We start from the raw sequence: 25,034 nt of genomic DNA, 5'->3' as shown, positions 1-25,034 counted from the left end.
CATGATTCGAAGCAATACGAAAAATAATAACTTGGATTCTGCCTTGATCCAATAACGGACTGGGACAGAGGGATGAATAATGCCGACTAACACACAACCCTTCTGCCCTTTTATGGCCAGAGGGGTTTTTTATATGATTTCGGCCATCTCCTCTCTCCTGTATAAAGGAGGAGTAGTTTTTGAAAACAAAAACAGATTTTTTGAAGATGAAAGAGCAAGGTGAGCCGATTACGATGCTAACGGCGTATGATTATCCATCTGCTAAGTTAGCAGAAGAAGCTGAAGTTGATATGATTCTAGTTGGAGATTCCCTTGGGATGGTTGTGCTAGGCTACGATTCAACAGTACCTGTAACAGTAGAGGATATGATTCATCATACGAAAGCTGTACGCCGAGGAGCGAAAGAGACGTTTATTGTAACTGATATGCCATTTATGTCGTATCATGTGTCGCCTCAAGATACGATGGTGAATGCACGCCGCATTGTTCAAGAGAGTGGTGCTCATGCACTGAAGGTAGAAGGTGCAGGGGAAGTGGTATCAACTATTCATTACTTGACGAATGCGGGAATTCCTGTTGTGGCACATTTAGGCTTAACTCCTCAATCTGTAGGAGTACTAGGTGGGTATAAAGTACAAGGAAAAGATGCTGAAAGTGCAAAAAAATTAATAGAAGATGCGAAGAGATGTGAGGAAGCTGGTGCGATAGCGCTTGTGTTAGAATGTGTGCCAATGCAGTTAGCGGAATTAATTTCGAAGCAACTAACAATTCCGACGATTGGAATTGGAGCAGGGAAAAAAGTAGATGGGCAAGTACTTGTTTATCATGATCTTATCTCATACGGCGTAAATCGTGTTCCGAAATTTGTAAAGCAATATACGTCTGTTCAAGAGGAGATTGTGCGAGGGATTTCACAATACGTTACTGAAGTAAAGACAGGGCAATTTCCAGAAGAAAAACATTCATTCACAATGAAAGAGGAAGAATGCTTAGCGTTATACGGAGGAAAACAATAATGAAAATCGTAACTACAGTGCAAGAGATGCAGCAAATTACAAACGAACTTCGTATAAGTGGAAAAAGTATTGGTTTTGTTCCAACGATGGGTTATTTACATGAAGGCCATGCGACTTTATTACGTAAGGCAAGAGAAGAAAATGAAATTGTGGTTTTAAGCGTGTTTGTCAATCCGCTACAGTTTGGGCCGAATGAAGATTTAGATCGATACCCTCGTGATATTGATAGAGATGAAAATGTAGCAAAAGAAAACGGTGTAGATTATTTATTTTATCCGAGCGTAGAAGAAATGTATCCAGCAGAACAAACGACAACAGTAGCAGTTGTGAAGCGTACCGATGTATTATGTGGCAAACAAAGACCTGGTCATTTCGCTGGAGTTGCGACTGTACTAATGAAACTATTTAATATTACATTGCCAACGCGTGCTTATTTTGGTATGAAAGATGCACAGCAAGTTGCTGTCATTGAAGGATTTGTCGCTGATTTTAATATTCCGGTTACGATCGTACCAGTGGATATTGTAAGGGAAGTAGATGGATTAGCGAAAAGTTCTCGTAACGTGTATTTATCACAAGAAGAGCGTGAAGAGGCTCCTCATTTATACCGCAGTCTATGTATAGCGAAAGAAAGAATTGAAGCAGGCGAACGTAATGCAGAAATCATTACAACTCTTGTGAAAGAGTATATTGAGACGTATACGAAAGGCACTGTAGATTATGCTGATTTATATGCCTATCCTTCACTACAAGTAATAGATAAAATTGAAGGACGAATGATTTTAGCAATTGCAGTTAAATTTGAGAATGTACGATTAATTGACAATATAACATTAACGGTTAAATAAGGGGGAGCATCTATGTTTCGCACAATGATGAGAGCGAAGTTACATCGCGCAACGGTAACAGAAGCAAATTTAAATTATGTAGGTAGTATTACAATTGATGAAGATTTAATGGATGCAGTAAATATTGTAGAAAATGAAAAAGTACAAATTGTAAATAACAATAATGGTGCGCGCTTAGAGACATATGTTATTAAAGGAGAACGCGGTAGCGGTGTTGTTTGTTTAAATGGTGCAGCTGCAAGGCTTGTACAGCCAGGGGATAAAGTTATTATTATTTGCTACGGTTTAGTGGCAGAAGAAAATATTCATAACCAAGAGCCGAAAATTGCAGTATTAGACGATGATAATCAAATTATCCAAATGTTAGGCACTGAAAAAGCGGGTACGATATTATAAGTAAGAAGGCTATCTCTATTATGGAGATAGCTTTTTTGTGCATCTTTTCATTAAGATGAGATAAAACGTGGTATAGTAACATTATATAATTTTGTGATTGATAGGTAAGAAATTGAGGTGTTACATATATGAGTAAACGTTATGTCGTTGTGGATTTAGAGACGACAGGGAACTCCTGGAAGGACGGGAAGGATAAAATTACCCAAATCGCAGCTGTTGTAGTGGAAGATGGAGAGATACTAGAGATTTTTTCATCTTTTATTAATCCGAAGAGAGAGATTCCGCCATTTATTACAGAATTAACAGGGATTGATGAGAGTATGGTTAAGCAAGCCCCGTTATTTCATGATGTAGCCCCGATGGTTGTTGAGCTATTGCAAGGTGCAGCTTTTGTTGCACATAACGTTCACTTTGATTGGAATTTTTTAACGGAAGAATTAAGGTGGGCTGGATATACAGAAGTACATTGTCCGAAAGTTGATACAGTGGAGTTGGCGCAAATTCTTTTGCCGACAGCTGATAGTTATAAATTACGTGATTTAGCTAAACAACATGAATTAGAGCACGATCAACCGCATCGTGCGGATAGTGATGCTCTTGCAACAGCGGAATTATTTTTACAATTTTTAAATGAAATTGAAAAGTTACCACTTGTCACCTTGCAATCGCTTTATGAATTGAGCGATGTTTTTCAAAGTGATATAGCGGATGTACTTTCTGAAAATATTTTAAAGAAAATGATGCATGGTAGAAAAGTGGCAGAGGGATATGAAGTGTATCGAAATATTGCGCTTCGAAAACGGAATTATGCTTTAAATCTCAGTGAAACATGTTCATCTAAATTTGATGCTTTCTTGCATAAGGCAATCGATAAACTTGAATTGAATATGCCAAGGTTTGAAAAAAGAGAAAGCCAACAGATTATGATGAAGGAAATATATACAGCACTAAGAGATTCTAGGTTTTCACTAATTGAAGCAGGAACAGGAACAGGAAAGACTCTTGCATATTTACTTCCAAGTATTTATTTTGCAACGAAAAAAGAAGAACCTGTCATCATAAGTACCCAAACAGTACAACTGCAACAACAAATATTAGAAAAAGAAATTCCATTATTACAGAAAATAATGCTATTTTCATTTGAAGTAGCTCTTTTGAAAGGAAGAAAGCATTATCTTTGTCTACATAAATTTGAATATGCTTTGCAAGAGGAAGAGAAAAATTATGATATGGCGCTCACAAAGGCAAAAATTTTAGTGTGGTTATTGCAAACAGAAACTGGCGATCGTGATGAATTAAATATTCCTGAGGGCGGAAAGTTACTTTGGAACCGTATTTGTAGTGATGTACATAGTCCAGGCGGGATGCAAAGCAACTGGTATAGCCGTTGTTTTTATCAACGAGCAAAGAATAAAGCATTATTTGCAGATATCGTTATTACAAATCATGCGTTATTATTTCAAGATTTTTCAAGTGAAGAACCACTATTTGCTTCATGTGAACATATTATTTTTGATGAAGCTCATCATATCGAGGAAGCGGCGAGTAGAATATTAGGTGAACAGTTCTCCTGTATGTATTTTCAATTAGTTTTATCTCGTCTTGGTACGCTAGAAACAGATGATGTACTTTCTAAAGTATATAAAATGATGAAAAAATCAGAGCAAGCCTCTCGTTCGACTTTCCGTATGGTGAGTCATAGTTTGAAGGAATTGAAATTTGATGCGGATGAGCTATTCCAAATGTTACGTGCTTTCATCTTTAAACAAACAAAGCAGGAACAAGGGATAAGCAATATGCCACTCATTTATCGATATAACACGGAAGTAGAGAAAGGTAAGTTATGGGATAGCATTACCGAGTTAACAAATCGTTTTGTATACGATGTAAGAAAATTATTGACTATACTTGAGAAGCAAGTTGATATATTGCAAAGTAAATTAGAATGGGAGATGCATGTTATTACAGGTGAATTTATGCATTTAATTGAGTTGTTGAGAAAGATGGAAAAATCTTTACAATTACTCATTTTAGAAAAAAATTCATATGTGACATGGATGGAGACTGAAACGAAGGGAACAATTCATTCAACCGTTTTATATGCACAGCCTGTTCATATTGGTGAAAGGCTTGCGGATGAATTTTTAACACAGAAAAAGAGTGTTATTTTCACATCAGCAACGTTAACAGTAAACGATTCATTTGACTATATAAAAGAGGAGCTAGGTTTACATGATTTTGCTCCCAATACATTACAGGTTCCATCACCATTCCGTTTTGAAGAACAGATGAAATTAATGGTTTCAACAGATGTGCCTTTTATTAAGCAAGCAAGTAATGAAGAATATATTGAATCTGTGTCGGCACATATTGCAAAAATCGCGAAAGCTACAAAAGGTAGAATGCTTGTTTTATTCACTTCGTATGAAATGTTGAAAGAAGCGTATACGAATTTGAAAAATGATGAGGAATTAGAGGGGTATTTATTATTAACGCAAAGTGTAAATAATAAGAGCCGAAGTCGTCTCATTCGTAAATTTCAAGAGTTCGACAAATCGATTTTGTTAGGAACAAGTAGTTTTTGGGAAGGGATAGATATACCTGGAGATGCCCTTAGTTGTCTTGTTATTGTACGGCTTCCCTTTACGCCTCCTCATCAACCGATGATGGAAGCAAAAGGAGAGTGGTTAAAAAATCAAGGAGAGGACGTATTCGCTAAGTTAGCACTCCCGCAAGCAATCTTGCGTTTCAAACAAGGATTTGGTCGTCTGATTAGAACAAGTACAGATACCGGAACAGTATTTGTATTAGACCGTCGTTTGATAAGCGCTTCTTATGGAAAACGTTTTTTACAATCAATCCCAACTGTTCCGCTTTATGAAGGCCCTCTAGAAGAATTATTAGAACAATTAAAGGCATGGCCAAATAAATAAAATTGGAAGAAAAATACGCCTGAAGTACATTTAAGCTTCAGGCGTAAAAAATGTGGGTAGGAGGAATTTTATTTTTCTTACTTCTTGTATACAAAATGTATTGGTTTTCGACTTGAAACCTTTTTTTGCAGTACATGTCCTGCTATAATAGATGGGTGATGAAGCAGGGGTTGTAAAGAATGTACTCTTATTGTAACCGTATTGCGTTCTTCTATAATTAGAAATTTTGTGTAACGGAGGAGTTTTTTCATGGATAAGAAAATCGAAGTCCTATCAACGACGCGTATTAAATATTCGTCTGACTTGTATAAAATTGTTGATAGTTTGAATCGTACGTTAAAAGAACAGGACCTCATGTTCGGATTAGCATTAGACGAAAAAGATAAAGAAATAGCTGTATTTACGATTTACAGAACGTAGTGATACAATGAAAAAGTGGATCTTTGCAATCGTTATCGTAATCGTTGCTAGCGGAATATATGGGGCGTATGTTTACAATAAAGCAATGGAAAAGAAAATCCCTAAAGAGGCAAAATCTGTAGAAATTGCGAAAGAAAAGGCAAAGCTTACAAAAGTAAAATCTGTTGATTATTATAATGGAAATTCTTCATATACAGTCGTACAAGGTGTAGACGAAAAAGGAGAACAAATTATTGTTTGGGTGCCTAATAAAAAAGGGAATGTCCTTGTGAAGAAAAAGAGTGAAGGTATTCCTGAAAAAGAAGCTTTGCAAAAGTTGGCTGAACAAGCTACAGGAAAAGGTGATGAGCCAAAGCCAAAGCCAAAAGAAATTATAAAAGTAAAATTAGGTGCTCAAAACGATATTCCGTTGTGGGAAATTACATATATTGATCAGGAAGATCGTTATACGTATTATTATTTAGAGTTTCAAAATGGGGTTTATGCTGGTCACTACAGCATTGAAAAATAGATGTAGGGGGAACTACAAATGAAATTAGCAAAGCGAGTAGCTGCTTTAACACCATCTGCAACTTTAGAAATTACAGCAAAGGCACAAGCATTAAAAGCAGAAGGTCATGATGTAATTGGATTAGGGGCAGGAGAACCTGACTTTAATACGCCAGAACATATTATGGATGCTGCACATAAAGCGATGTTAGAAGGACATACGAAGTATACACCAACAGGTGGATTACAAGCGTTAAAACAAGAAATTGTGAAGAAGTTTACACGTGATCAAGGAATTGCGTATGATCCATCTGAAATTATTGTATGTAACGGTGCAAAGCATGCATTATATACATTATTCCAAGTGTTACTTGATGAAGGAGATGAAGTTATCATCCCAACTCCTTATTGGGTAAGTTATCCTGAGCAAGTAAAGCTTGCTGGAGGTAAGCCAGTTTACGTAGAAGGCCTGGAAGACAATGAGTACAAAATTACAGCGAAGCAGCTGCGTGAGGCAATTACAGAGAAAACGAAAGCAGTTATTATTAATTCACCGAGCAATCCAACAGGAATGATTTATAGCAAAGAGGAATTACAACAGCTTGGAGAAATATGTTTAGAACACGATATTTTAATCGTTTCAGATGAAATTTATGAAAAATTAATTTATGGTGGAGCAGAATATACTTCGATTGCCCAGCTTTCTAATGCATTAAAAGAACAAACACTTATTATTAATGGTGTATCTAAATCTCATTCTATGACAGGATGGCGTATTGGATATGCAGCAGGAAATAAGCAGCTTATTAAAGCGATGACGAACTTAGCGAGTCATAGTACGTCAAACCCTACTTCAATCGCTCAATACGGCGCAATTGCAGCATATGCAGGCTCACAAGAACCTGTAGAAACAATGCGTCAAGCATTTGAAGAAAGATTAAACATTATTTATGATAAATTAATTCAAATCCCTGGCTTTACTTGCATTAAACCACAAGGTGCATTTTACTTATTCCCTAATGTAAAAGAAGCTGTAGCTTTATCAGGATACGAAACTGTGGATGATTGGGCAAAAGCTCTATTAGAAGAGGAAAAAGTGGCTCTTGTACCAGGTACAGGATTTGGTGCTCCAAATAACGTTCGTTTATCATATGCGACATCTCTTGAACAAGTAGAGAAAGCATTAGAACGCATTCATACGTTTATGAAAAGTAAAGTGCAAGCTTAATTGTATATTTTATTAACGCAATACAAAAAACCTTCCTACATAATAGGAAGGTTTTTTTGACGAATTGTGGCAAAAAGAAATAGCGAAAGGTGTGTTATACTAGAGAGCGAGGTGTTTGGTGATGAAAAAGAAAATGATGTTACAGTGGTTTGAGCAGGGAAGCATTGCAATTCCAAAATTACTTATGATGCATTATAAAAAATTAGGGCTAAATGAAATGGAATTTATGGTTGTACTTCATGTACACACATTTTTAGAATCGGGCAATTCGTTTCCGACTCCGTCAGAGATTTCAGAACGGATGACGATTACTGAAATGAAATGTATGGAAGTAATTCAGACATTGATTCAAAAAGGTTTTTTATCACTAGAAGGTGGACAAAAATCAGAAGCGATGATGTGTGAAAGTTATTCTTTACAACCGCTATGGGAAAAAATATTGCATTTCTTAATGAACGAATCAATAGAGGAAGAACAAAAAGAAATAAAACAACTGCAAGTAAATTTATATACAGTATTTGAAAAAGAATTTGGAAGACCACTTTCTCCGTTTGAATGTGAAACGTTGGGTATGTGGGAAGATCAAGATCAACATCATCCGAATTTAATTCAAGCGGCCCTCAGGGAAGCTGTAATGAGCGGTAAGCTTAATTTCCGATATATTGATCGTATTTTATTTGAGTGGAAAAAGAATGGTATTAAAACAGTAGATCAAGCCCAAAACCAAGGACGGAAATTTAGAGCAAATCAACAACGAACGCAGCAAACGACAAAACAAGAGACGAAATTTACTGGGAAAGTGCCTTTTTATAATTGGTTGGAGCAGTAATGTAGGAGGAAGTATATGTTAAATAAAACGCAAATTCGCTATTGTTTAGACACAATGGCGGATATGTATCCAGAAGCACATTGTGAATTAATTCATGATAATCCATTTGAATTAGTAATCGCGGTGGCGTTATCTGCACAATGTACAGATGCACTTGTAAATAAAGTGACGAAAAATTTATTTCAAAAATATAAAACACCAGAAGATTATTTAAGCGTGTCTTTAGAAGAATTACAACAAGATATACGTTCCATTGGATTGTTTAGAAATAAGGCGAAAAATATTCAAAAATTGTGCCAGATGTTGCTAGATGATTATAACGGGAAAGTTCCAGAAGACCGTGACGAGCTGACGAAATTACCAGGAGTAGGAAGAAAGACAGCGAATGTAGTTGTTTCGGTTGCATTTGGAATTCCAGCGATTGCTGTTGATACGCATGTAGAGAGAGTGAGTAAACGGTTAGCGATTTGTAGGTGGAAAGATTCGGTGTTAGAAGTAGAAAAGACATTAATGAAGAAAGTTCCGATGGATGAATGGGGCGTTACACATCATCGTATGATTTTCTTTGGGCGTTACCACTGTAAAGCACAGCGACCACAATGTGAAGAGTGCCGATTACTAGAAGTGTGTCGTGAAGGAAAGAAGCGAATGAAGGGGAAATAAAGGATGGAGCGAGTTATAGAAATACCGAAAGAATTTCGGTGCTTACCATTTTTTACAGAAAGCGTAACTTCGATTACGTATCATACAGATCAGTCTTTTGAAGAAATAATACAAAATACTTACTTTATATTTGATATTGAAAGACAATATGAGCCGTGGAATGAAATTGAAAATAGTATTCCTGTACTGTTTAATGTATGGAAAAGTAAGCATGAAGACATTGCTACACTATTTCGAAACAGAAATAAGCAAGAAGTTGAAGGTCCAATGATTCTTTTTGCAGCGCATTTGTTATCAATTGTATATTGGTTAAATGAGCAACCTATCCATAGTTTGAACGAAATGGAAGATTACACGAGTATATTGGAAGTACAACCAGTTAATTTTGTAGAGCGATATTCGTTCATTATAAAAAAACCGAATAATTATCATTCTTATATTCAGTTAGCGCAGTTGTATATTGAAATAGAAAAGCTATATGTAAAGAAAATGATAACAAAAAAGAAGTCCTTTTCTCGTTAAGAGAAAGGACTTCTTTTTTTGTATTAAGACTCTGTTATAACAGCATTTCCGTCTGCGTGAGGTGTATCTCCTCCGGTATTTTGTTGTTGTTCTTGTTGCTTGTGTTGTTCTTCTTCAGCTTTTTTTCTAGCAGCCTCTTCTTCAGCTTTCTTTCTAGCAGCCTCTTCTTCAGCTTTCTTTCTAGCAGCTTCTTCATCGGCTTTCTTTCTAGCGGCTTCTTCTTCAGCAGCCTTTTTCTGAGCTTCTTCTTGTTGTTGTTGCTGTTGCTCTTGTTGTTTACGCTGCTCTTCAGCAGCTTTTTTCTGAGCTTCTTCTAGTTTTTGTTTATCTTCATTAGCTTTTTTCTGTACTTCCTCATCAGCTTTTTTCTGAGCTTCTTCGTCAGCCTTCTTCTTAGCCTCTTCTTCAGCTTTCTTAGGGTCTGGAGTTCCGCCAGGTGCAGTGAAGGATGCACCAACTGCAGGGCTTGTTCCAGTACCTTTTTTCGCTACTACAGAGAAGCTGTAAGTAACGCCTGGTTTAATACCACCAAGAGTAGCTGTCGTACCATTTATTGATAAACTACCACTTGAACCGTCAGTTGCTTTATAGCTTGCTGCATACGCATCAACTTCTGCTGGTCCAGACCAGTTTAGTGTAACGGTGCTAGCCCCATCGAAAGTAACATTAAGACCACTAGGTGCATCTACTTTAATTTGTTTAATTGCATCTTTTTTCGCACCTTTTACGTATAATTCTCCGTTTATTTCTTGTACAGAAGAAGGACGTTCAAAGCGAGATTTATCTGTAGCAAATTTGCTCATCATTACTTGGAACATTTGTTGTGCAATTCTAGTAGAGCGATCACCAATGTAATTTTCTGGACCATCCTTTTCGTAACCAGTCCAAACAGCCATTGTATATTGTGGTGTATATCCAGCGAACCAGCTATCTCTGTTTGCATCAGCTGGAATACCATATTTTTTAAGAACGTCTTCATCAAAGTTTTGTGTCCCTGTTTTACCAGCTACGTCAAAACCAGAAACGTATGCTGTTGGACCTGTACCACCAGAACTAGGTTTTACTACGTCACGAAGAACGTCAGTAACCATGTAAGCTGTGTAGTCTTGCATTGCACGTTGTTCTTTCGGTTTAAAACTTTTCTTTTTACCGTCTGGGAAGATGACTTCTTTTACGAAGTGCGGTTTATTATAGTTACCATCATTACCAAAGGTTGCATATGCACCTGCTAATTCTAATGGAGAACTATCGTTACTACCAATTGCTGTTGATTCATATGTTTTGCCGTCTTTAAATGTCATACCTAAGCCTTCAGCAAACGCTTGTGACTTAGGAAGACCAACCGCTTGAGCTGTCTTTAAAGCTGGGATGTTTAATGATTTTTTCAAAGCTTCACGTAGTGAAACGTCACCTTTGTAACTTTTTGTTGCATTTCGTATTTTCTTACCATTGGAATACGTATACTCTGAGTCGTTTAATTGATGGTATGTAGACCATTGTAAATTCTCAAATGCTGGACCGTAGTCGAAAATTGGTTTCATCGTTGAACCGACTTGGCGTTTTAAATCAGTTGCCATATTATGACCTTTGAAAGTAGACTTACTTTCTTTACGCCCAGCTCCAATTGCTCGAACTTCGCCAGATTGTGTATCCATAAATACGAATGATCCTTGGAATTGATCGTTCGGATACTTAATAAGGTTGCCATCCATAATTTTATCAGCATAATCTTGCGCATCTTGATCAAGTGTTGTATGAATTGTTAAACCATCTGAACCGATATTTACATCGGGATATTCTTTTTCAACTTCTTTTACAACAGCATCTAAAAATGCTTGATACTTCATCTCTGTTACTTCTGAAGATGGTTGAAGACCCTCAGTTACAGGGATTTTCGTTGCGTTATCCATTTCAGCTTTTGTTATATAACCATGTCGATTCATTAATGACAATACGACATTACGACGATTTGTTGCTCGTTCAACATTTTCCTTTTTGGTTGGATCATAAATGTTTGGACCTTGGGGTAAACCAGCGAGCATAGCAGCTTCATGTAACTGTAAGTCTTTTAAATCTTTGTTATAATATTTTTGGGCTGCTGTTGCAATACCGTACGAACGGTTACCTAAGTTAATCTTATTTAAGTACATTTCTAAGATCTCATGTTTAGAGTATTGTTGCTCTAATTTGTAAGATAGGTACCATTCTTGTACTTTTCTCTTCGCAGTTTTGTCCATCGTTAGAAAATAGTTTTTGACTACTTGTTGTGTAATCGTACTACCACCTTGAGATCCGAACCCTCCAGTGACATTTTCCATAACTGCTTTTGTAGTTCGTTTAAAATCAATTCCATTATGATCATAGAAACGTGAATCCTCAGTTGCAAGGAATGCACTTTCAACTACCTTTGGAATTTGATCATACGTAACGTGGGTTCGTTTTTCAGCACCGTATTCATAGAAAAAGTTCCCATTCTTATCAAGAAACTTTGTTGATAAAGGATTGACAAGTTTTGATTTGTCTAATTTTGGAGCGTCCTTCACCATAACAAAGAAAGCGGAAACGCTAGCTATAAGACCAACGATACCAAGAAGTAGACAACCTATAAGGAATTTTTTAAAAAAGGAGCCTTTTTTCTTTGGTTTTTTTTCTTTATTTGTTTCTTGCTTTTGATTTTGATTTTTTACATGATTTCGTTCTGTACGAGAACGATAATTATCTGACATTATACTTTCTCCTACCTTTCATTCTCTCCCCAAAAGTCGAAAAAAGAGCCTTAGTGATGACTCTATCACGAAAAATAAACCGTGTCTAGTACACGGATATAATCAATCCGAGGGTGATAACCGCATGATAATAAAGATCCATGCTCTTCTATTTCTTCTTTCGTAATCGATTTCCGTCCACCAGTATTTTGACGATTCCAAAATGCAATAATATGTTTTGCATCTAGTAAATAAAGTTCATCAAAAAGTGTAAATTTAATAATAACAAATGCAATTCCATCATGAACGATTACTTGCTTCATATGTTCAATTTGATGAAGGTGGAAGTTTTGAAGTGGAAAGCTGGTTTTATTTTTTGTTTCTTTCGCTTCAAAATCGATGTATTTCCCTTTGTATACACCGTTGTAATCTGTTGTAGAAGGTTGTTTAAAATACGCTTCTTTTACCACTGCAGTACTTCGAGCGGGGTAATCTACTTTTACAATTTGAAGAGGTGTAGGTTTTTTATGTACACATGCAATATTATGGGTTAAGTAATATTCATTTGTTTCATTCAATTCCTCTTCAAGGGACATACCTCTATTACTATAAGTATGTTTTTTAATTGGTGTTTTATGAGGTTGTGAAGCTTGATTGTACCGTTTTCCGTTTGGGTAACGAATGGTCATAGTGTGTCCACTCCCAACTTGCTAAGAATTACTTACAAAGGTGATTATAACAAAAAATGAAAAAAGATGTGACCTTTTTGAAGAAAGGTATGATGACTTATTTATGTTTACATGGAATGATTATGAGAAAATTAAACAATATCGTAAAAGTATGGTTTGTACAGACGAAGAAAAAACAATCGTTTATAACATTAAGAGGAAAATAGAAATGGCTAATATGGACAACATTTCTCGAACACAGTCTTATCAAGAATATTATGTAAGGAACAGTGAAATTAGGTGGGCCTTTTTAGCAAGTATGGTCTCGAGAAATGCGGGATGGAATATGACTGATTTAAAAGGGAGATATTATGCTACTGTTTTACCTCAAACAGTAAAAAAACATTTGTTTCTGACTTATGAAGAAGCGAATTGGATTATTTTTTTAGATGCATTTCCTCAGCTATTGTTATACGAAGAAAGTAAGAGGAGGCAGGTACCACTATTCTATTTGTTACAATATTTTAACGTATCAATTTTTATGGAAAAAGAATGGATTTATTTTTGGGAAAAAAAAGATATAAATAGGCTCATGACAGCGCTTATTATAAATGAACAAAATAAAATTCAAAAACCAGTTATTGAGAATGCATATTTTAAAAAACATGTATTCCATACTGCACTTTTTAAATTGCAAGAAATGCTTCATATTAGTGCTGTTATTTTTCCGACTGTTGAAGGGAGGATGTATGGTTTTTCAGTTTATCAATTTGAAACGTTACAAAAGCGTATAGAACTAGGGCAGAAATTAGCGGAGTTACTGTTTCATCCGAATTATAAAAGTTTATTCCATAGGTTTGCATTGCAAACTATACACACAGGATCAAGAGCAGATTATGAATATTATGTAAGAGAAGCTAGAAAATCTTGTACGCCAGCCCTTAGAGAGGTTTATCCTGTCGTTGCACATAAGGAAATAAGTATGAGAGATTGGTTTTGTAGAGATATAGAAATAAATGAGTTGTTTCTACTGGAAGAGTATAAGGGTGAAGTTGATATAACAGAATGGTATAAAAGAAAGAGGGAGCAAATCTATGTTGCTTCTATCGTAAATCGTTTTGTTAAAAGGATGGATGAGTTCGTGATATAATAAAAAAGAAGTCCCGTCTTCATAAATGAAGACGGGACTTCTTAATGTGAAGTAATCCTGCCGTGTATGCTAACAATTTAATCTCAAAACGTAATGAATATAGGAGATTAAGGATGCTTCAGAAATTAGCTTTTTGTAAAAGCGCTAAAGTCTCACTTTATCCCGCTACTTGCCGGGCAGTAAGACCCACGTCTCAAAATTCAGTGAAAGCAAAGAATTTAGGTGTGGATCAACTGCCCGTAAAAGCCCGATTGAGAAGGCTAATAATCAGTGGGGATGAACAAAACCCCCGCTGATTAAAGTTTCACTTTATGTAGCAGGGAAGTTTGGACCATCTAACTTAGGGTTGCCAGTCTCGGGTTTATTTTGTTTGTTTTGTTTTTTCTTTTTTTCGTTTTTGTTCTTTGTCATTTTCATACACCTCCTTTTTGTATTGTTACCATTTCTATAAATGACATACAAAATGATTTCTTTGACGAATAACAACTAGTTTTGTCATGTGAGCAGGAGTGAGGAGTCATTCGGCGAAATTACATGACAAAGGAAAAGCAAAGAAGGGGGCGTTTTGTATATGGCGATGGTTCAGAAGGAAGATGTAATGAAAACAATGGATCAAATGTTAAGTTCTCTCGATTTGCTGGAAATGAATATAGGGATTAGAATGAATCATGCATTGAAGGATACGGGTGAAAAAATATGCAATAAGATAGAAATAACAGAAATGCATATTGAGCATATGGAAAATAAATTAGTGCATCACGAAGAAAAAGGGAATTGGGTGAAGGCATTTCAAAACGTCGTAGTGAGTGCATAATAAGGTGGGAATAAAATGAAGTATGAAGCATTGATACAATCTTCAGAAAAACTCATGCAGTATAATAATGAAGCGAATGTGAAAAAAAGAGAAATGATTGAGTACGATTTTTATAAGGATATGAAACCATTTGTAGATATGGTAGATGAGGAATTAAAAGTGTGGAAAGAATTAGCTTATAAATGGATTAAGGAAGAAAAACCGAAGTATATACATGTACAGCAAATTGATCAAGTGTACGATAATTTACAGACAAATGTGTTGCAATGTTTTGTAAATAAAGGTAAAGGTAAGCGATTCTTTGAAACACATCAAGCCATTTCGTATACTTTGCAAAATATAATTGAGCAATGTAAGTAACAAGAGGGGAAACCCTCTTGTTTTTTTTTATGCTTCTGTCATTGTTGTAGGTTTTGTTGCACCGTTTATTTCTAATTCTTTTATTAATGTTCGGTAATCTGAAATGCATATTTTCCCTTCGAGATACCAATGTCTCGCAAAGTCTAACAATTCATTTACATTCTCTGTGTAATACCCCTTTTTTTGAGAAAACGCTTGTTTTAAATCCCCTAATACCATGTTGATTCCTCCCCCATGAGAATCTTCTTCTTCACTATCATAGCATGGAAGGGTTTTCTTTTTTAATTTTTTAAAAATTTAAACTTCCGACAAAAATAGACAGATACTCCGTCACACAAATTATTTTACAAGTACATATTATATATGTAGAAACTTATGTGAAGGAGGAGAGAATGCATGTTTCAACAATCTAACGTATATCAGCAATCTTATCCATATGCACAGCAAAATATGTACCAATATAATACGGATACATATTTACGGTATAATATGTATCCTTTCGAGCCTAATTATGGAAATCAAAATTATTACCAGCCATTTGAAGTATCGTTTATGAATCAACCACAACAACAGCAGCAACCACATACGAATCAACAGCAGCAGCCTTATATGGAGCAACAGCAACAACCCTATACGAATCAACAACAGCAGCCTTATATGGATCAACAACAGCAACCTTATATGAATTCACAATACTATATGCCACCACCATCTCCCTATGGAAATCAACAAGCGATGTTTTATCCACCAAAACAACCGTACCCGACGCAGAATAAACAAAAACAACAACAGCAACCGAGTCAATTTTCTAGTTTTGTTTCCCAATTTAAAAACTCAGATGGTAACTATGATGTAAATAAAATGATGAATACAGCTGGACAAATGATGAATGCGATGAACCAAGTGACAGGTATTGTAAAGCAAGTTGGAGGTTTTTTTGGTAAGTAATTTTGGGGGTTGTCTATAAAAAGCATTACGTATAAAGCAGAAGGCTAGACAAATTTCCTTGTAATAAATGGGTATATATAACAAACGGCTTTCTCTCTTTTCTCATATTGTAAAGTGTAGTCAGATTTTTTTAACGAGAGAGGAGAGAAAAAACTATGCATCATTGTCATCCTTGTTTTGGAGGGCATAAGCCTGTAGGACCTATTTGTACAACTGCTCCTGTCATTCATCCGACGAAACAATGCGTAACACACTCTTTTTCAACAACGGTGGTGCCACACATTTTCCCAACGCATACAACACATGTACACCATCAACAAATTAAAAACCAAAACTTCTTCCCACAAACAAACTCGAATGTAAATGTGGTAGACCCAGTTGATCCAGGATTCGGCGGCGGATGTGGACCATGTGGTCATGGACATCATGGACATTTTGGACATCATGGACATCATGGACATTTTGGACATCAAATATCTCCATTTGGTCCAGGACCAAATGTATCACCATTCTTACCGAATAATGTATCACCAGTAGGTCCGAATATTGGACCAAACGTTGGTGGAATATTTAAAAAGTAAATGATATGTTAGAACTAGCGAAATGCTAGTTCTTTTTTTGTAATTGGAGTGTTGATATGAAAGTTATTGCTGTAACGGGATATAAGCCATTTGAACTTGGTATATTTAAAAATGATCATCCAGGGGTGGAATGTATAAAAAAAGCATTGCATCGAAAATTAACTACTTTTGTAGAAGAAGGTTTGGAATGGGTGATAATAAGTGGGCAGTTAGGAGTCGAATTATGGGCTGCTGAAGTTGTTTTTGAAATTCAAGTAGAATATCCAGATCTAAAATTAGCGGTATTTACTCCGTTTTTAGAACAAGAAGAAAGCTGGAAGGAAGATAACCGTGAATATTACGAATGTATTCTCTCTCAAGCAGACCATATTGATAGTATTACGAAACGGAAGTACGAAAGCCCGGAACAATTTAAATTAAAAAATCAATTTTTTATTGAAAAAAGTGATGCACTTTTAGCTGTATATGATGAAGAAAAACCAGGGAGTCCCAAATATATTGTAGAAGCAGCAAAGAAAAAAGGAGAAATAGAAAATTATCACAGTTATTTTATTCTTTTTTCTGATTTACAAGATATAATAGAAGAGGAACAGTGGAATAATGCTGAGTAATATGTAATATAGTACTCGTATATATGATTGACAAAAGGCATTGTTTCTGAAAAAATTTAGGTAATGAAAGTTTTGGCAAAAATTTGAGGTGAAGAAAATGATTTCGGATAAAATTAAATTAACGGCGAAAGATATTTTAGAAAAAGAATTTAAAACAGGCATGAGAGGCTATCAACAAGAAGAAGTAGACAAGTTTCTTGATATGATCATTAAAGACTATGAAGCTTTCCACAAGGAGTTTGATCAATTAAAGCAACAAAATGCTCGTTTAAAGCGTGAATTAGAGGAACAAAAATTAGTAGCAACGCAAGTGCCACAACAACCAGTTGTACAAACACCAGTTGCACAACCTGTATATAACAACACGAATACGGACATTTTAAAACGTCTATCTAATTTAGAAAAAGCTGTATTTGGAAGTAAGTTATACGAATAATTTCTAGTGGTAAAAAGGTTAAAGCATTTTACATAGAAAAAAACATTGCAAAATCTTTTTGTTTCCACTATACTAATGGATGTCATAACGTTTGGGTAATCGCTGCAACGCCAACGTTGTAGAGGAAAGTCCATGCTCGCACGGCCTGAGATGGCTGTAGTGTTCGTGCCTAGCCAATTCATAAGCTAGGGTATTCTGGCTGTAAGGCTGGTTTAACGGCAGGGAAAAAACCTAAGTCTTTTCGGATATGGTTTGACTACCTTTAAAGTGCCACAGTGACGAAGTCCTTGAAGAAATGATAGGAGTGGAACGAGGTAAACCCCACGAGCGAGAAACCCAAATAATGGTAGGGGAATCTTTTCCAAGGAAATGAACGATGGGAAAGGACAGGTTGTATAACCTGTAGATAGATGATTGCCACCGGAGTACGAGGCGTGGGCCGTTTGCAGTACAAAGGAACAGAACATGGCTTACAGAACGTTATGAACCAACTATGAAATAACTCAGCTCTCCTTTGTTAGAGGAGGGCTTTTTATTTGTATGAAGTTATAAATTATGAGTTAAAATGGTTAATGAGAAAATTCTTCGTAAAATGTAATGATTAATAGGACAAATTGCTATTAATTATTGTTTAACTATACATAAGAGGTGAATGCAAATGGGAAAAGTTACTTTAATTGCAACAGCGGCAATGGGTATTGAAGCGTTAGTTGCCCGAGAAGTTCGTGATCTTGGTTATGAATGCCAAGTGGAAAACAGCAAAGTAACATTTGAAGCAGATGAAAAGGCGATTTGTCGCACGAACTTATGGTTACGTACTGCGGACCGTGTGAAAATTAAAGTTGGCGAATTCAAAGCGACAACATTTGATGAGCTGTTTGAAAAGACGAAAGCATTAAACTGGGGAGATTATATTCCAGAGAATGGGGAATTCCCTGTAATTGGTAAATCGTTAAAATCTGAGTTGTTCAGTGTTTCAGATTGCCAACGTATCGTTAAAAAAGCTGTCGTTGAAAAATTAAAAACAACATATAAACGTACAACTTGGTTTGAAGAAGATGGTCCGTTATTCCGTATTGAGATCGCAATGCTCAAGGATATTGCAACATTAACAATTGATGCAAGTGGTGTTGGACTTCATAAACGTGGATACCGTATGGATCAAGGGGAAGCCCCATTAAAAGAAACATTGGCTGCGTCTTTAATTAAGTTAACAAACTGGAAGCCGGATCGTCCTTTCGTGGATCCTTTCTGTGGATCAGGTACAATTCCGATTGAAGCAGCATTAATTGGACAAAATATTGCACCAGGATTTAACCGTGGCTTCGCATCAGATGAGTGGGGCTGGGTTGGTAAACAAAACTGGCGTGAAGCTCGTCAAGAAGCTGAAGATTTAGCGAATTATAATCAACCACTACAAATCATTGGATCAGATATTGATCATCGTATGATCCGAGTTGCTCAAGATAATGCAGAAGAAGTGGGCTTAAGTGATTTAATTACATTTAAACAAATGCAAGTAAAAGATTTCACGACAAAAGAGGATTATGGCTATGTTGTAACGAATCCTCCATACGGAGAACGTTTAAGTGAAAAAGCACTCGTTGAACAATTGTACAAAGAAATGGGACAAGTATTCCGCCCATTAGATACATGGTCAGCGTATGTATTAACAAGCTACGAAGCATTTGAAAAGTGTTATGGAAAAGATGCATCGAAGAAACGTAAACTGTTTAATGGATTTATCCGTACAGATTACTACCAATACTTCGGAAAACGTCCACCGCGTAATTCATAGTATAAAACTCCTCCAGCGCGCATATACTGGCTATTATGTAATGCGTAAAGGAGGACGTGATATGGATAGTTTCCAATTATCTATGATTCAAAAAGCTATTCATCGTACGTATGATGAGATCGGGAAAGAAGTGGATAGCAAAGGTGCGATTGTAGAGGAAATACAAAAAGCACAAGAAGAATATTTGTCAGCTCTTTCACACGAAACAGCGATTGATAAACGGTATTTAAAGTCATTAATATAGAAAAAAATTTTCCTTTTTCGAAAGGAAAATTTTTTTTCGTGTATTTCTATGTATGGCAACAGGGGAAAGTGGCTGCACACATATGAGTAGCAGTTGCTATATCTTTTTATAGAAAAACTTTTTGGTTGGAGGCTAAGGATGTTTACTGAGAAGAGATTACCATTTGAAGTAGGAAAACAAGATAATTTTTATGATAAGTTGAATGAATGGATTGGAGATGTGTTTTACGATATCCTTCCGGAAAAAGGCTTTGAAGAGCGTGATGAACAAATTTTTATGGCGTTTCAATTAGAGCGTGCTTTCCAAGAAAAGAAAGTAATGTTCGCAGAAGCGGGTGTAGGAACAGGGAAAACAATTGTATATCTTCTATATGCAATTTGCTATGCGCGTTATACTGGAAAACCAGCTATTATCGCTTGTGCTGATGAAACGTTAATTGAGCAGCTTGTGAAAGAAGAAGGAGACATTGCTAAGTTATCTGAAGCATTAGGACTATCTGTTGATGTTAGACTTGCGAAATCAATGGATAATTATTTATGTTTACGTAAACTTGAAGATGTTATGAGTGGACGAGCTCCAGAAGTAATTGAAGATGTATACTACGAATTACCACAGTTTGTATTCGATCATGGTACGATGCAAAACTTTACTCACTACGGCGACAGAAAAGAATTTCCACTTTTAAATGATGAGGAATGGTCAAAAGTAAATTGGGATTACTTCCAAGATTGCTTCACTTGTGATTCTCGTCATCGTTGTGGTCAAACTCTTTCTCGTGAACATTATCGTAAAGCGGCAGATTTAATTATTTGTTCTCAAGATTTCTATATGGATCATATTTGGACGTACGATGCTCGTAAGCGTGAAGGGCAAATTCCGTTATTACCTGAAAGTAGCTGCGTTGTATTCGATGAAGGACATCTTGTAGAATATGCAGCTCAAAAAGCTTTAACATATCGTTTAAAGCAAACGATGATGGAGCAACTTTTAACAAGATTGTTGCAAAACGATATTCGTGAAGAGTTTGCACATTTAGTAGAAGAAACAATTTGGCAAACAGAGAGATTCTTTGATGTGTTACAAGAAAATAAAAAGGAAATCGCCGGTTCTGATCGTTTAGGAATTACTGTGACAGAAAAAGTAACAGCTGAAGCGAATAGACTTTATGCGAAAATTGGTGAAGTCGGTGATGCATTAGTATTTGAAAGTGAAATGCATACAGTAAACACGTATGATTTAAATATCGTTGATGAACATTTAGATGTATTAGAACATTCACTTCGTCTGTTCATGCACGAGAAAAATGTAATTACATGGGGTGAAGAAGGTGATGGAGCCTTCACGTTAGTGATTATGCCACGTGCAGTTGAAGAAGTATTACAAGAGAAAGTATTCTCGAAGAAAATCCCGTATATTTTCTCTTCTGCTACATTATCTAACAACGATTCATTCGCATTTACAGCAAATAGCCTAGGGGTAAAAGATTACTTATCATTCTCAGTTGCCTCACCGTTTGATTATGAGGAGCAAATGGCAGTAAACTTACTATCGCATACGAAAGAGAACGAATGGGAAAGAAAGTGTCAATATACACTTGAAAATATACAGAAAACAAATGGACGTACACTTGTATTATTCCGTACAACACAAGAACTTGCAGCGTTTAAAGAATATGTAAGTAAAGAACAAATGTCCGTTCCGTTCCTATATGAAGGGGATCAAGAAATTAGTCAGCTCGTTTCTCGTTTCCAAAATGAAGAAGAGACTGTACTTTGTGCTGTTCATTTATGGGAAGGTTTAGATATTCCTGGTTCATCATTATCGCATGTTATTATTTGGTCATTACCATTCCCTCCAAACGATCCTGTGTTTGAAGCGAAGCGTAAACATGTAAATAATCCATTCTGGGATGTAGATGTACCGTATATGATTTTACGTCTTCGTCAAGGGATTGGACGTTTAATTCGTACGAGCGACGATAAAGGGGCTATATCAATCTTCTTATCTGATACAGAAGATGAGAAAGTGATAGAAGCGGTGAAAAACGTACTACCAGTAGAAGGTAAAGAATTATAAGGAGAAAGCTTGGCGCTTGCCAAGCTTTTTTTCTATTATAAAAGGAATTTAGGTTTCCATGTCGAATTAAGTTTGAGGTAGAAAAGGGAGGTTTTATACGATGACAGTAGCTACATATGAAGTAGAAAAACAATTTTTAACATATGTGAAGAAGATACAAAATTACGGTGAAGCATTAAGCTTAATGTTTTGGGACTTAAGAACAGGTGCGCCTAAAAAAGGTGTAGACCAGCGTTCAGAAGTAATTGGTATGCTTTCATCAGAAGTGTTTGTCATGTCGACTTCAGATGAGATGGGAAATTATTTAACAGAGCTTGAAGCTTTAATAAGTGAAGATAAACTTTCTGAAACGACGAAGAAAATGGTTGAAGAGTGTCGTAAAGAATATGATAGAAATAAGAAAATTCCACAAGCGGAATACGAGGCGTATGTGAAATTAGAAGCGAAAGCGGAAAGTGTGTGGGAAGAAGCTCGGGAAAAATCTGATTTCGAAATGTTCCGTCCGTATTTAGAACAAATAGTTGAATTTAAAAAGAAATTCATTACATATTGGGGCTACGAAACATATAAATATAATACATTGTTAGATATGTATGAGCCAGGTATTACAGTAGAAGTGTTAGATCACGTATTTGGTCAACTTCGTGAGCGTATCGTTCCGCTCGTAAAAGAAATATCGGAGTCACAAAAGAGATTAAAGACAAGTGCTTTATCAGAACATTTTTCAAAAGAAAAACAAAAGAACTTTACATTAGAGTTATTAAAGCAATTGAATTATGACTTTAAAGCAGGTCGTCTTGATGAAACGGTACATCCATTTGAGATTACATTAAATAGAGGGGACGTTCGTATTACAACACGTTATGATGAAAAAGATTTCCGTATGGCAGTGTTTGGAACAATTCATGAATGTGGCCATGCTGTATATGAACAAAATATTGCAGAGAAATTCGAAGGTACACCGCTATGTAGTGGAACTTCTATGGGTATTCATGAGTCACAATCATTATTCTTTGAGAACTTTATCGGTCGTAATAAATCATTCTGGAAGAAAAATTATGATTTATTAAAAGAGTATAGCGATGGTCAATTCAATGATATATCAGTAGATGAGTTTTATGATGCGATTAACGAATCGAAGCCATCGTTCATTCGTATAGAAGCAGATGAGCTTACATATCCGCTTCACGTCATGGTTCGTTATGAACTTGAGAAAGAATTATTTGATGGTACATTACAAGTGAAGGATTTGCCAGTGGCTTGGAATGATAAGATGGAAGCATATTTAGGAATTCGTCCGGAAAGCGATGCACAAGGTGTATTGCAAGATGTTCACTGGGCTGGTGGTTCATTTGGATACTTCCCATCTTATGCGCTTGGTTATATGTATGCAGCGCAATTTAAGCAAAGAATGTTAAAAGACATTCCGAACTTTGATGCATTATTAGAAGAAGGAAACGTAACACCAATTCGTGAATGGTTAACAGAAAATATTCACCAATACGGTAAAACGAAAAAGCCACTTGAAATTTTAGAAGATGTGACAGGTGAAGGATTAAATGCAAACTACTTAGCAGATTATTTAGAAGCGAAGTATAAAGAAATCTATGAGTTATAAAAAAGAGCTGCTTAATTGCAGCTCTTTTTTTCAAGGGGGATAGAAGAATGGCTTATACATATACAGTAATGACGCAAGAAGAAGCAGAAGAAATTGCATATAACTGGCATTATGAAGGGAGGTATTCCTTTTACGATATAGGTGCAGATGAAGAAGATTTAGCTGAGTTTTTACATGATGAGAGTAGAGGAAATCATACATTTTCTGTGAAGGAAAATGGCACTCTCATTGGTTTTTTTACTGTTTGTAAAATAAATGATGGAACGGTTGATATAGGTCTTGGAATGAGACCTGATATAACTGGAAATGGATTTGGTTTACAGTTCGTAAACGCTGGACTAGCTTTTAGTAAAGAAAAATATGGTTGCAATTATATAACACTATCAGTAGCGACATGTAATGAGAGAGCGATTAAAGTGTATACAAGAGCAGGATTTGAAGCTGTTGGAACGTTTATACAGAAAACAAATGGTAGTTGTTTTGAGTTTTTGAAAATGAATTATATATGTAAAAATGATTAAGAAACAGAGGGGATCTTCTGTTTCTTTATTTTGATTTAGAAGTATAGGATAGATATTTTTGTACTTGTTGTAATTGAGAGTTTTGAAATTTTGACAGAGGATGTGTATGATTGAACTTTAGTAGCAAATAGCAGGTTTAGCAAGGAGAGGTAGAATGATTACAATTAAAACGAAAAATGAAATAGATTTGATGCATGAATCTGGGAAATTACTTGCTTCATGTCATAGGGAAATTGCCAAAATGATGAAACCAGGTATTACGACAAAAGAAATTGATACGTTTGTTGAAGCATATTTAGAAAAGCATGGTGCAACATCTCAGCAGAAAGGTTACAACGGGTATCCATATGCGATATGTGCATCTGTAAATGCTGAAATGTGCCATGGGTTTCCCGCCGATGTTCCTTTAACTGAGGGGGATATTGTAACAATTGACATGGTAGTAAACTTAAATGGTGGTCTTTCAGATTCTGCTTGGACGTATAGAATTGGAAATGTTTCTGATGAAGCAGAAAAGTTATTGTTAGTAGCTGAGAATGCTTTATATAAAGGGATTGATCAGGCGGTAATCGGTAATCATGTAGGAGACATTGGCTATGCAATTGAAAGTTATGTAGCTACTGAAGGTTTTTCGGTTGCAAGAGACTTTACGGGGCACGGGATTGATAAAGAGATTCATGAAGAACCAGCAATTTTTCATTTTGGGAAACAAGGACAAGGGCCTGAACTACAAGAAGGAATGGTAATTACAATTGAGCCTATTGTCAATGTAGGTATGCGATATTCGAAAGTAGATTTAAATGGATGGGCTGCAAGAACGATGGACGGGAAATTATCAGCGCAATATGAGCATACAATTGCGATTACAAAAGATGGGCCGATTATTTTAACGACACTTTGAAATAATATGTAAGAGTTTACAAAACTCGAACAAAAATGATGTTTTTATAAAATTTGTACGTGTTTTATTAAGAAATGCTTTTCAAAGTATAAAAAGTGCGTTATAATCCTTCTATAAAATAAATAGTTAGCTACACTCATATAATCGCGGGGATATGGCCTGCAAGTTTCTACCGAAGTACCGTAAATACTTTGACTATGAGTGAGGACGAATATATTTGCTTGTTTAGCATTCTTTTTTGCGAAACTCCAAAAGCGCG

The 25,034-nt window shown here is 35.9% G+C and carries 27 protein-coding genes, 1 other RNA gene and 1 riboswitch; of the genes, 24 read left to right on the top strand and 4 right to left on the bottom strand.

Annotated features, from left to right (window positions below):
• The first annotated feature begins 179 nt into the window (after positions 1–179).
• The 10 genes from panB (at position 180) to JDS99_RS08155 (ending at position 9,344) form a co-directional block, all read left to right on the top strand.
• Positions 180–1,016 carry a 3-methyl-2-oxobutanoate hydroxymethyltransferase gene (gene panB / locus JDS99_RS08200; protein WP_000853116.1) on the top strand — a complete coding sequence of 279 codons (837 nt, stop codon included), beginning with the start codon at positions 180–182 and terminating at the stop codon, positions 1,014–1,016.
• On the top strand, positions 1,016–1,864 hold the full coding sequence (gene panC, locus JDS99_RS08195) for a pantoate--beta-alanine ligase (RefSeq protein WP_088608756.1): 849 nt from the start codon (positions 1,016–1,018) through the stop codon (positions 1,862–1,864). The genes panB and panC overlap by 1 nt, the downstream gene beginning before the upstream one ends.
• A 12-nt stretch (positions 1,865–1,876) precedes the next feature.
• Entirely contained in the window at positions 1,877–2,260 is a 384-nt protein-coding gene (gene panD, locus JDS99_RS08190; protein WP_088608757.1) for an aspartate 1-decarboxylase, read from the top strand.
• A gap of 128 nt (positions 2,261–2,388) precedes the next feature.
• Entirely contained in the window at positions 2,389–5,193 is a 2,805-nt protein-coding gene (dinG, locus tag JDS99_RS08185; RefSeq protein WP_199694918.1) for an ATP-dependent DNA helicase DinG, read from the top strand.
• Between the two features lie 249 nt (positions 5,194–5,442).
• Complete coding sequence (locus JDS99_RS08180; RefSeq protein WP_000358351.1) at positions 5,443–5,613, top strand: YpmA family protein; 171 nt, start codon at positions 5,443–5,445, stop codon at positions 5,611–5,613.
• Between the two features lie 7 nt (positions 5,614–5,620).
• Positions 5,621–6,124: a cell wall elongation regulator TseB-like domain-containing protein gene (locus tag JDS99_RS08175; RefSeq protein ID WP_199694917.1), complete on the top strand. Its 504-nt coding sequence runs from the start codon at positions 5,621–5,623 to the stop codon at positions 6,122–6,124.
• An 18-nt stretch (positions 6,125–6,142) separates the two neighbouring features.
• Positions 6,143–7,330, top strand: a complete 1,188-nt coding sequence (gene aspB, locus JDS99_RS08170; RefSeq protein WP_088062716.1) for an aspartate transaminase AspB — start codon at positions 6,143–6,145, stop codon at positions 7,328–7,330.
• A 121-nt stretch (positions 7,331–7,451) separates the two neighbouring features.
• A complete protein-coding gene (gene dnaD / locus JDS99_RS08165) occupies positions 7,452–8,159 on the top strand; it encodes a DNA replication protein DnaD (RefSeq protein WP_000728534.1) in 708 nt (235 codons plus the stop codon).
• A gap of 15 nt (positions 8,160–8,174) precedes the next feature.
• Complete coding sequence (gene nth / locus JDS99_RS08160; RefSeq protein WP_046958931.1) at positions 8,175–8,822, top strand: endonuclease III; 648 nt, start codon at positions 8,175–8,177, stop codon at positions 8,820–8,822.
• 3 nt (positions 8,823–8,825) lie between these two features.
• Positions 8,826–9,344, top strand: coding sequence for a YpoC family protein (locus tag JDS99_RS08155; protein WP_098857569.1), 519 nt, complete (start codon positions 8,826–8,828; stop codon positions 9,342–9,344).
• A gap of 23 nt (positions 9,345–9,367) precedes the next feature.
• Here the strand turns inward: JDS99_RS08155 and JDS99_RS08150 are convergent, their stop codons facing one another.
• Both JDS99_RS08150 and recU read right to left on the bottom strand, forming a co-directional pair.
• The gene (locus JDS99_RS08150; protein ID WP_199694916.1) at positions 9,368–12,070 is read right to left on the bottom strand and encodes a PBP1A family penicillin-binding protein; all 2,703 of its coding nucleotides are present in this window, start codon (positions 12,068–12,070) and stop codon (positions 9,368–9,370) included.
• A gap of 65 nt (positions 12,071–12,135) precedes the next feature.
• On the bottom strand, positions 12,136–12,738 hold the full coding sequence (recU, locus tag JDS99_RS08145; RefSeq protein ID WP_199694915.1) for a Holliday junction resolvase RecU: 603 nt from the start codon (positions 12,736–12,738) through the stop codon (positions 12,136–12,138).
• A gap of 103 nt (positions 12,739–12,841) precedes the next feature.
• Here recU and JDS99_RS08140 point away from each other — a divergent pair, with 103 nt between their 5' ends.
• Positions 12,842–13,867, top strand: a complete 1,026-nt coding sequence (locus JDS99_RS08140; RefSeq protein WP_098857615.1) for a DUF2515 domain-containing protein — start codon at positions 12,842–12,844, stop codon at positions 13,865–13,867.
• Positions 13,868–14,176: 309 nt separating this feature from the next.
• Here JDS99_RS08140 and JDS99_RS08135 read toward each other — a convergent pair whose 3' ends face one another.
• Positions 14,177–14,353, bottom strand: a complete 177-nt coding sequence (locus JDS99_RS08135) for a hypothetical protein (protein WP_002020884.1) — start codon at positions 14,351–14,353, stop codon at positions 14,177–14,179.
• Between the two features lie 85 nt (positions 14,354–14,438).
• On the opposite strand from JDS99_RS08135, the gene JDS99_RS08130 reads away from it, so the two are divergent.
• Positions 14,439–14,681 carry a hypothetical protein gene (locus JDS99_RS08130; RefSeq protein WP_001252041.1) on the top strand — a complete coding sequence of 81 codons (243 nt, stop codon included), beginning with the start codon at positions 14,439–14,441 and terminating at the stop codon, positions 14,679–14,681.
• A 15-nt stretch (positions 14,682–14,696) separates the two neighbouring features.
• A complete protein-coding gene (locus tag JDS99_RS08125) occupies positions 14,697–15,041 on the top strand; it encodes a YppE family protein (RefSeq protein WP_000872967.1) in 345 nt (114 codons plus the stop codon).
• 27 nt (positions 15,042–15,068) lie between these two features.
• On the opposite strand, the gene JDS99_RS08120 is transcribed toward JDS99_RS08125, so the two are convergent.
• Positions 15,069–15,260, bottom strand: a complete 192-nt coding sequence (locus JDS99_RS08120; RefSeq protein WP_000242661.1) for a YppF family protein — start codon at positions 15,258–15,260, stop codon at positions 15,069–15,071.
• Positions 15,261–15,437: 177 nt separating this feature from the next.
• On the opposite strand from JDS99_RS08120, the gene JDS99_RS08115 reads away from it, so the two are divergent.
• The 11 genes from JDS99_RS08115 (at position 15,438) to JDS99_RS08065 (ending at position 24,775) form a co-directional block, all read left to right on the top strand.
• Positions 15,438–15,989: a YppG family protein gene (locus tag JDS99_RS08115; RefSeq protein ID WP_098148368.1), complete on the top strand. Its 552-nt coding sequence runs from the start codon at positions 15,438–15,440 to the stop codon at positions 15,987–15,989.
• A 155-nt stretch (positions 15,990–16,144) separates the two neighbouring features.
• On the top strand, positions 16,145–16,570 hold the full coding sequence (locus JDS99_RS08110) for a CotD family spore coat protein (RefSeq protein ID WP_098857566.1): 426 nt from the start codon (positions 16,145–16,147) through the stop codon (positions 16,568–16,570).
• A 56-nt stretch (positions 16,571–16,626) separates the two neighbouring features.
• Complete coding sequence (locus JDS99_RS08105; RefSeq protein WP_000862919.1) at positions 16,627–17,181, top strand: SLOG family protein; 555 nt, start codon at positions 16,627–16,629, stop codon at positions 17,179–17,181.
• A 97-nt stretch (positions 17,182–17,278) separates the two neighbouring features.
• A complete protein-coding gene (gpsB, locus tag JDS99_RS08100) occupies positions 17,279–17,617 on the top strand; it encodes a cell division regulator GpsB (protein WP_000622425.1) in 339 nt (112 codons plus the stop codon).
• 87 nt (positions 17,618–17,704) lie between these two features.
• An RNA gene (gene rnpB, locus JDS99_RS08095) (RNase P RNA component class B) lies at positions 17,705–18,095 on the top strand.
• A 180-nt stretch (positions 18,096–18,275) separates the two neighbouring features.
• Positions 18,276–19,415, top strand: a complete 1,140-nt coding sequence (locus tag JDS99_RS08090) for a THUMP domain-containing class I SAM-dependent RNA methyltransferase (protein WP_000521230.1) — start codon at positions 18,276–18,278, stop codon at positions 19,413–19,415.
• Between the two features lie 61 nt (positions 19,416–19,476).
• Complete coding sequence (locus tag JDS99_RS08085) at positions 19,477–19,659, top strand: DUF3921 family protein (protein WP_199694914.1); 183 nt, start codon at positions 19,477–19,479, stop codon at positions 19,657–19,659.
• Between the two features lie 138 nt (positions 19,660–19,797).
• Positions 19,798–21,735, top strand: coding sequence for an ATP-dependent DNA helicase (locus JDS99_RS08080; RefSeq protein WP_199694913.1), 1,938 nt, complete (start codon positions 19,798–19,800; stop codon positions 21,733–21,735).
• Positions 21,736–21,835: 100 nt separating this feature from the next.
• The gene (gene ypwA, locus JDS99_RS08075; RefSeq protein ID WP_088062731.1) at positions 21,836–23,353 is read left to right on the top strand and encodes a carboxypeptidase; all 1,518 of its coding nucleotides are present in this window, start codon (positions 21,836–21,838) and stop codon (positions 23,351–23,353) included.
• A gap of 47 nt (positions 23,354–23,400) precedes the next feature.
• Positions 23,401–23,874 carry a GNAT family N-acetyltransferase gene (locus JDS99_RS08070; RefSeq protein WP_199694912.1) on the top strand — a complete coding sequence of 158 codons (474 nt, stop codon included), beginning with the start codon at positions 23,401–23,403 and terminating at the stop codon, positions 23,872–23,874.
• Positions 23,875–24,028: 154 nt separating this feature from the next.
• On the top strand, positions 24,029–24,775 hold the full coding sequence (locus tag JDS99_RS08065; RefSeq protein WP_199694911.1) for a type I methionyl aminopeptidase: 747 nt from the start codon (positions 24,029–24,031) through the stop codon (positions 24,773–24,775).
• Positions 24,776–24,891: 116 nt separating this feature from the next.
• Positions 24,892–24,993, top strand: a riboswitch (purine riboswitch).
• Positions 24,994–25,034: the final 41 nt, after the last annotated feature.

It is taken from the genome of Bacillus cereus group sp. N6 (genome assembly GCF_016483705.1).
In the GTDB taxonomy this organism is placed as follows: domain Bacteria; phylum Bacillota; class Bacilli; order Bacillales; family Bacillaceae_G; genus Bacillus_A; species Bacillus_A wiedmannii.
Note: the sequence above shows the minus strand (reverse complement) of the source record. Positions and strands in the feature narration are given on the sequence as shown.

Coding starts and splice junctions, on each gene's coding strand:
- panC (WP_088608756.1), top strand. CDS start 1,016: ATGAAAATCGTAACTACAGTGCAAGAGATGCAGCAAATTACAAACGAA.
- panD (WP_088608757.1), top strand. CDS start 1,877: ATGTTTCGCACAATGATGAGAGCGAAGTTACATCGCGCAACGGTAACA.
- dinG (WP_199694918.1), top strand. CDS start 2,389: ATGAGTAAACGTTATGTCGTTGTGGATTTAGAGACGACAGGGAACTCC.
- JDS99_RS08180 (WP_000358351.1), top strand. CDS start 5,443: ATGGATAAGAAAATCGAAGTCCTATCAACGACGCGTATTAAATATTCG.
- JDS99_RS08175 (WP_199694917.1), top strand. CDS start 5,621: ATGAAAAAGTGGATCTTTGCAATCGTTATCGTAATCGTTGCTAGCGGA.
- aspB (WP_088062716.1), top strand. CDS start 6,143: ATGAAATTAGCAAAGCGAGTAGCTGCTTTAACACCATCTGCAACTTTA.
- dnaD (WP_000728534.1), top strand. CDS start 7,452: ATGAAAAAGAAAATGATGTTACAGTGGTTTGAGCAGGGAAGCATTGCA.
- nth (WP_046958931.1), top strand. CDS start 8,175: ATGTTAAATAAAACGCAAATTCGCTATTGTTTAGACACAATGGCGGAT.
- JDS99_RS08155 (WP_098857569.1), top strand. CDS start 8,826: ATGGAGCGAGTTATAGAAATACCGAAAGAATTTCGGTGCTTACCATTT.
- JDS99_RS08150 (WP_199694916.1), bottom strand. CDS start 12,070: ATGTCAGATAATTATCGTTCTCGTACAGAACGAAATCATGTAAAAAAT.
- recU (WP_199694915.1), bottom strand. CDS start 12,738: ATGACCATTCGTTACCCAAACGGAAAACGGTACAATCAAGCTTCACAA.
- JDS99_RS08140 (WP_098857615.1), top strand. CDS start 12,842: ATGTTTACATGGAATGATTATGAGAAAATTAAACAATATCGTAAAAGT.
- JDS99_RS08130 (WP_001252041.1), top strand. CDS start 14,439: ATGGCGATGGTTCAGAAGGAAGATGTAATGAAAACAATGGATCAAATG.
- JDS99_RS08125 (WP_000872967.1), top strand. CDS start 14,697: ATGAAGTATGAAGCATTGATACAATCTTCAGAAAAACTCATGCAGTAT.
- JDS99_RS08120 (WP_000242661.1), bottom strand. CDS start 15,260: ATGGTATTAGGGGATTTAAAACAAGCGTTTTCTCAAAAAAAGGGGTAT.
- JDS99_RS08115 (WP_098148368.1), top strand. CDS start 15,438: ATGTTTCAACAATCTAACGTATATCAGCAATCTTATCCATATGCACAG.
- JDS99_RS08110 (WP_098857566.1), top strand. CDS start 16,145: ATGCATCATTGTCATCCTTGTTTTGGAGGGCATAAGCCTGTAGGACCT.
- JDS99_RS08105 (WP_000862919.1), top strand. CDS start 16,627: ATGAAAGTTATTGCTGTAACGGGATATAAGCCATTTGAACTTGGTATA.
- gpsB (WP_000622425.1), top strand. CDS start 17,279: ATGATTTCGGATAAAATTAAATTAACGGCGAAAGATATTTTAGAAAAA.
- JDS99_RS08090 (WP_000521230.1), top strand. CDS start 18,276: ATGGGAAAAGTTACTTTAATTGCAACAGCGGCAATGGGTATTGAAGCG.
- JDS99_RS08085 (WP_199694914.1), top strand. CDS start 19,477: ATGGATAGTTTCCAATTATCTATGATTCAAAAAGCTATTCATCGTACG.
- JDS99_RS08080 (WP_199694913.1), top strand. CDS start 19,798: ATGTTTACTGAGAAGAGATTACCATTTGAAGTAGGAAAACAAGATAAT.
- ypwA (WP_088062731.1), top strand. CDS start 21,836: ATGACAGTAGCTACATATGAAGTAGAAAAACAATTTTTAACATATGTG.
- JDS99_RS08070 (WP_199694912.1), top strand. CDS start 23,401: ATGGCTTATACATATACAGTAATGACGCAAGAAGAAGCAGAAGAAATT.
- JDS99_RS08065 (WP_199694911.1), top strand. CDS start 24,029: ATGATTACAATTAAAACGAAAAATGAAATAGATTTGATGCATGAATCT.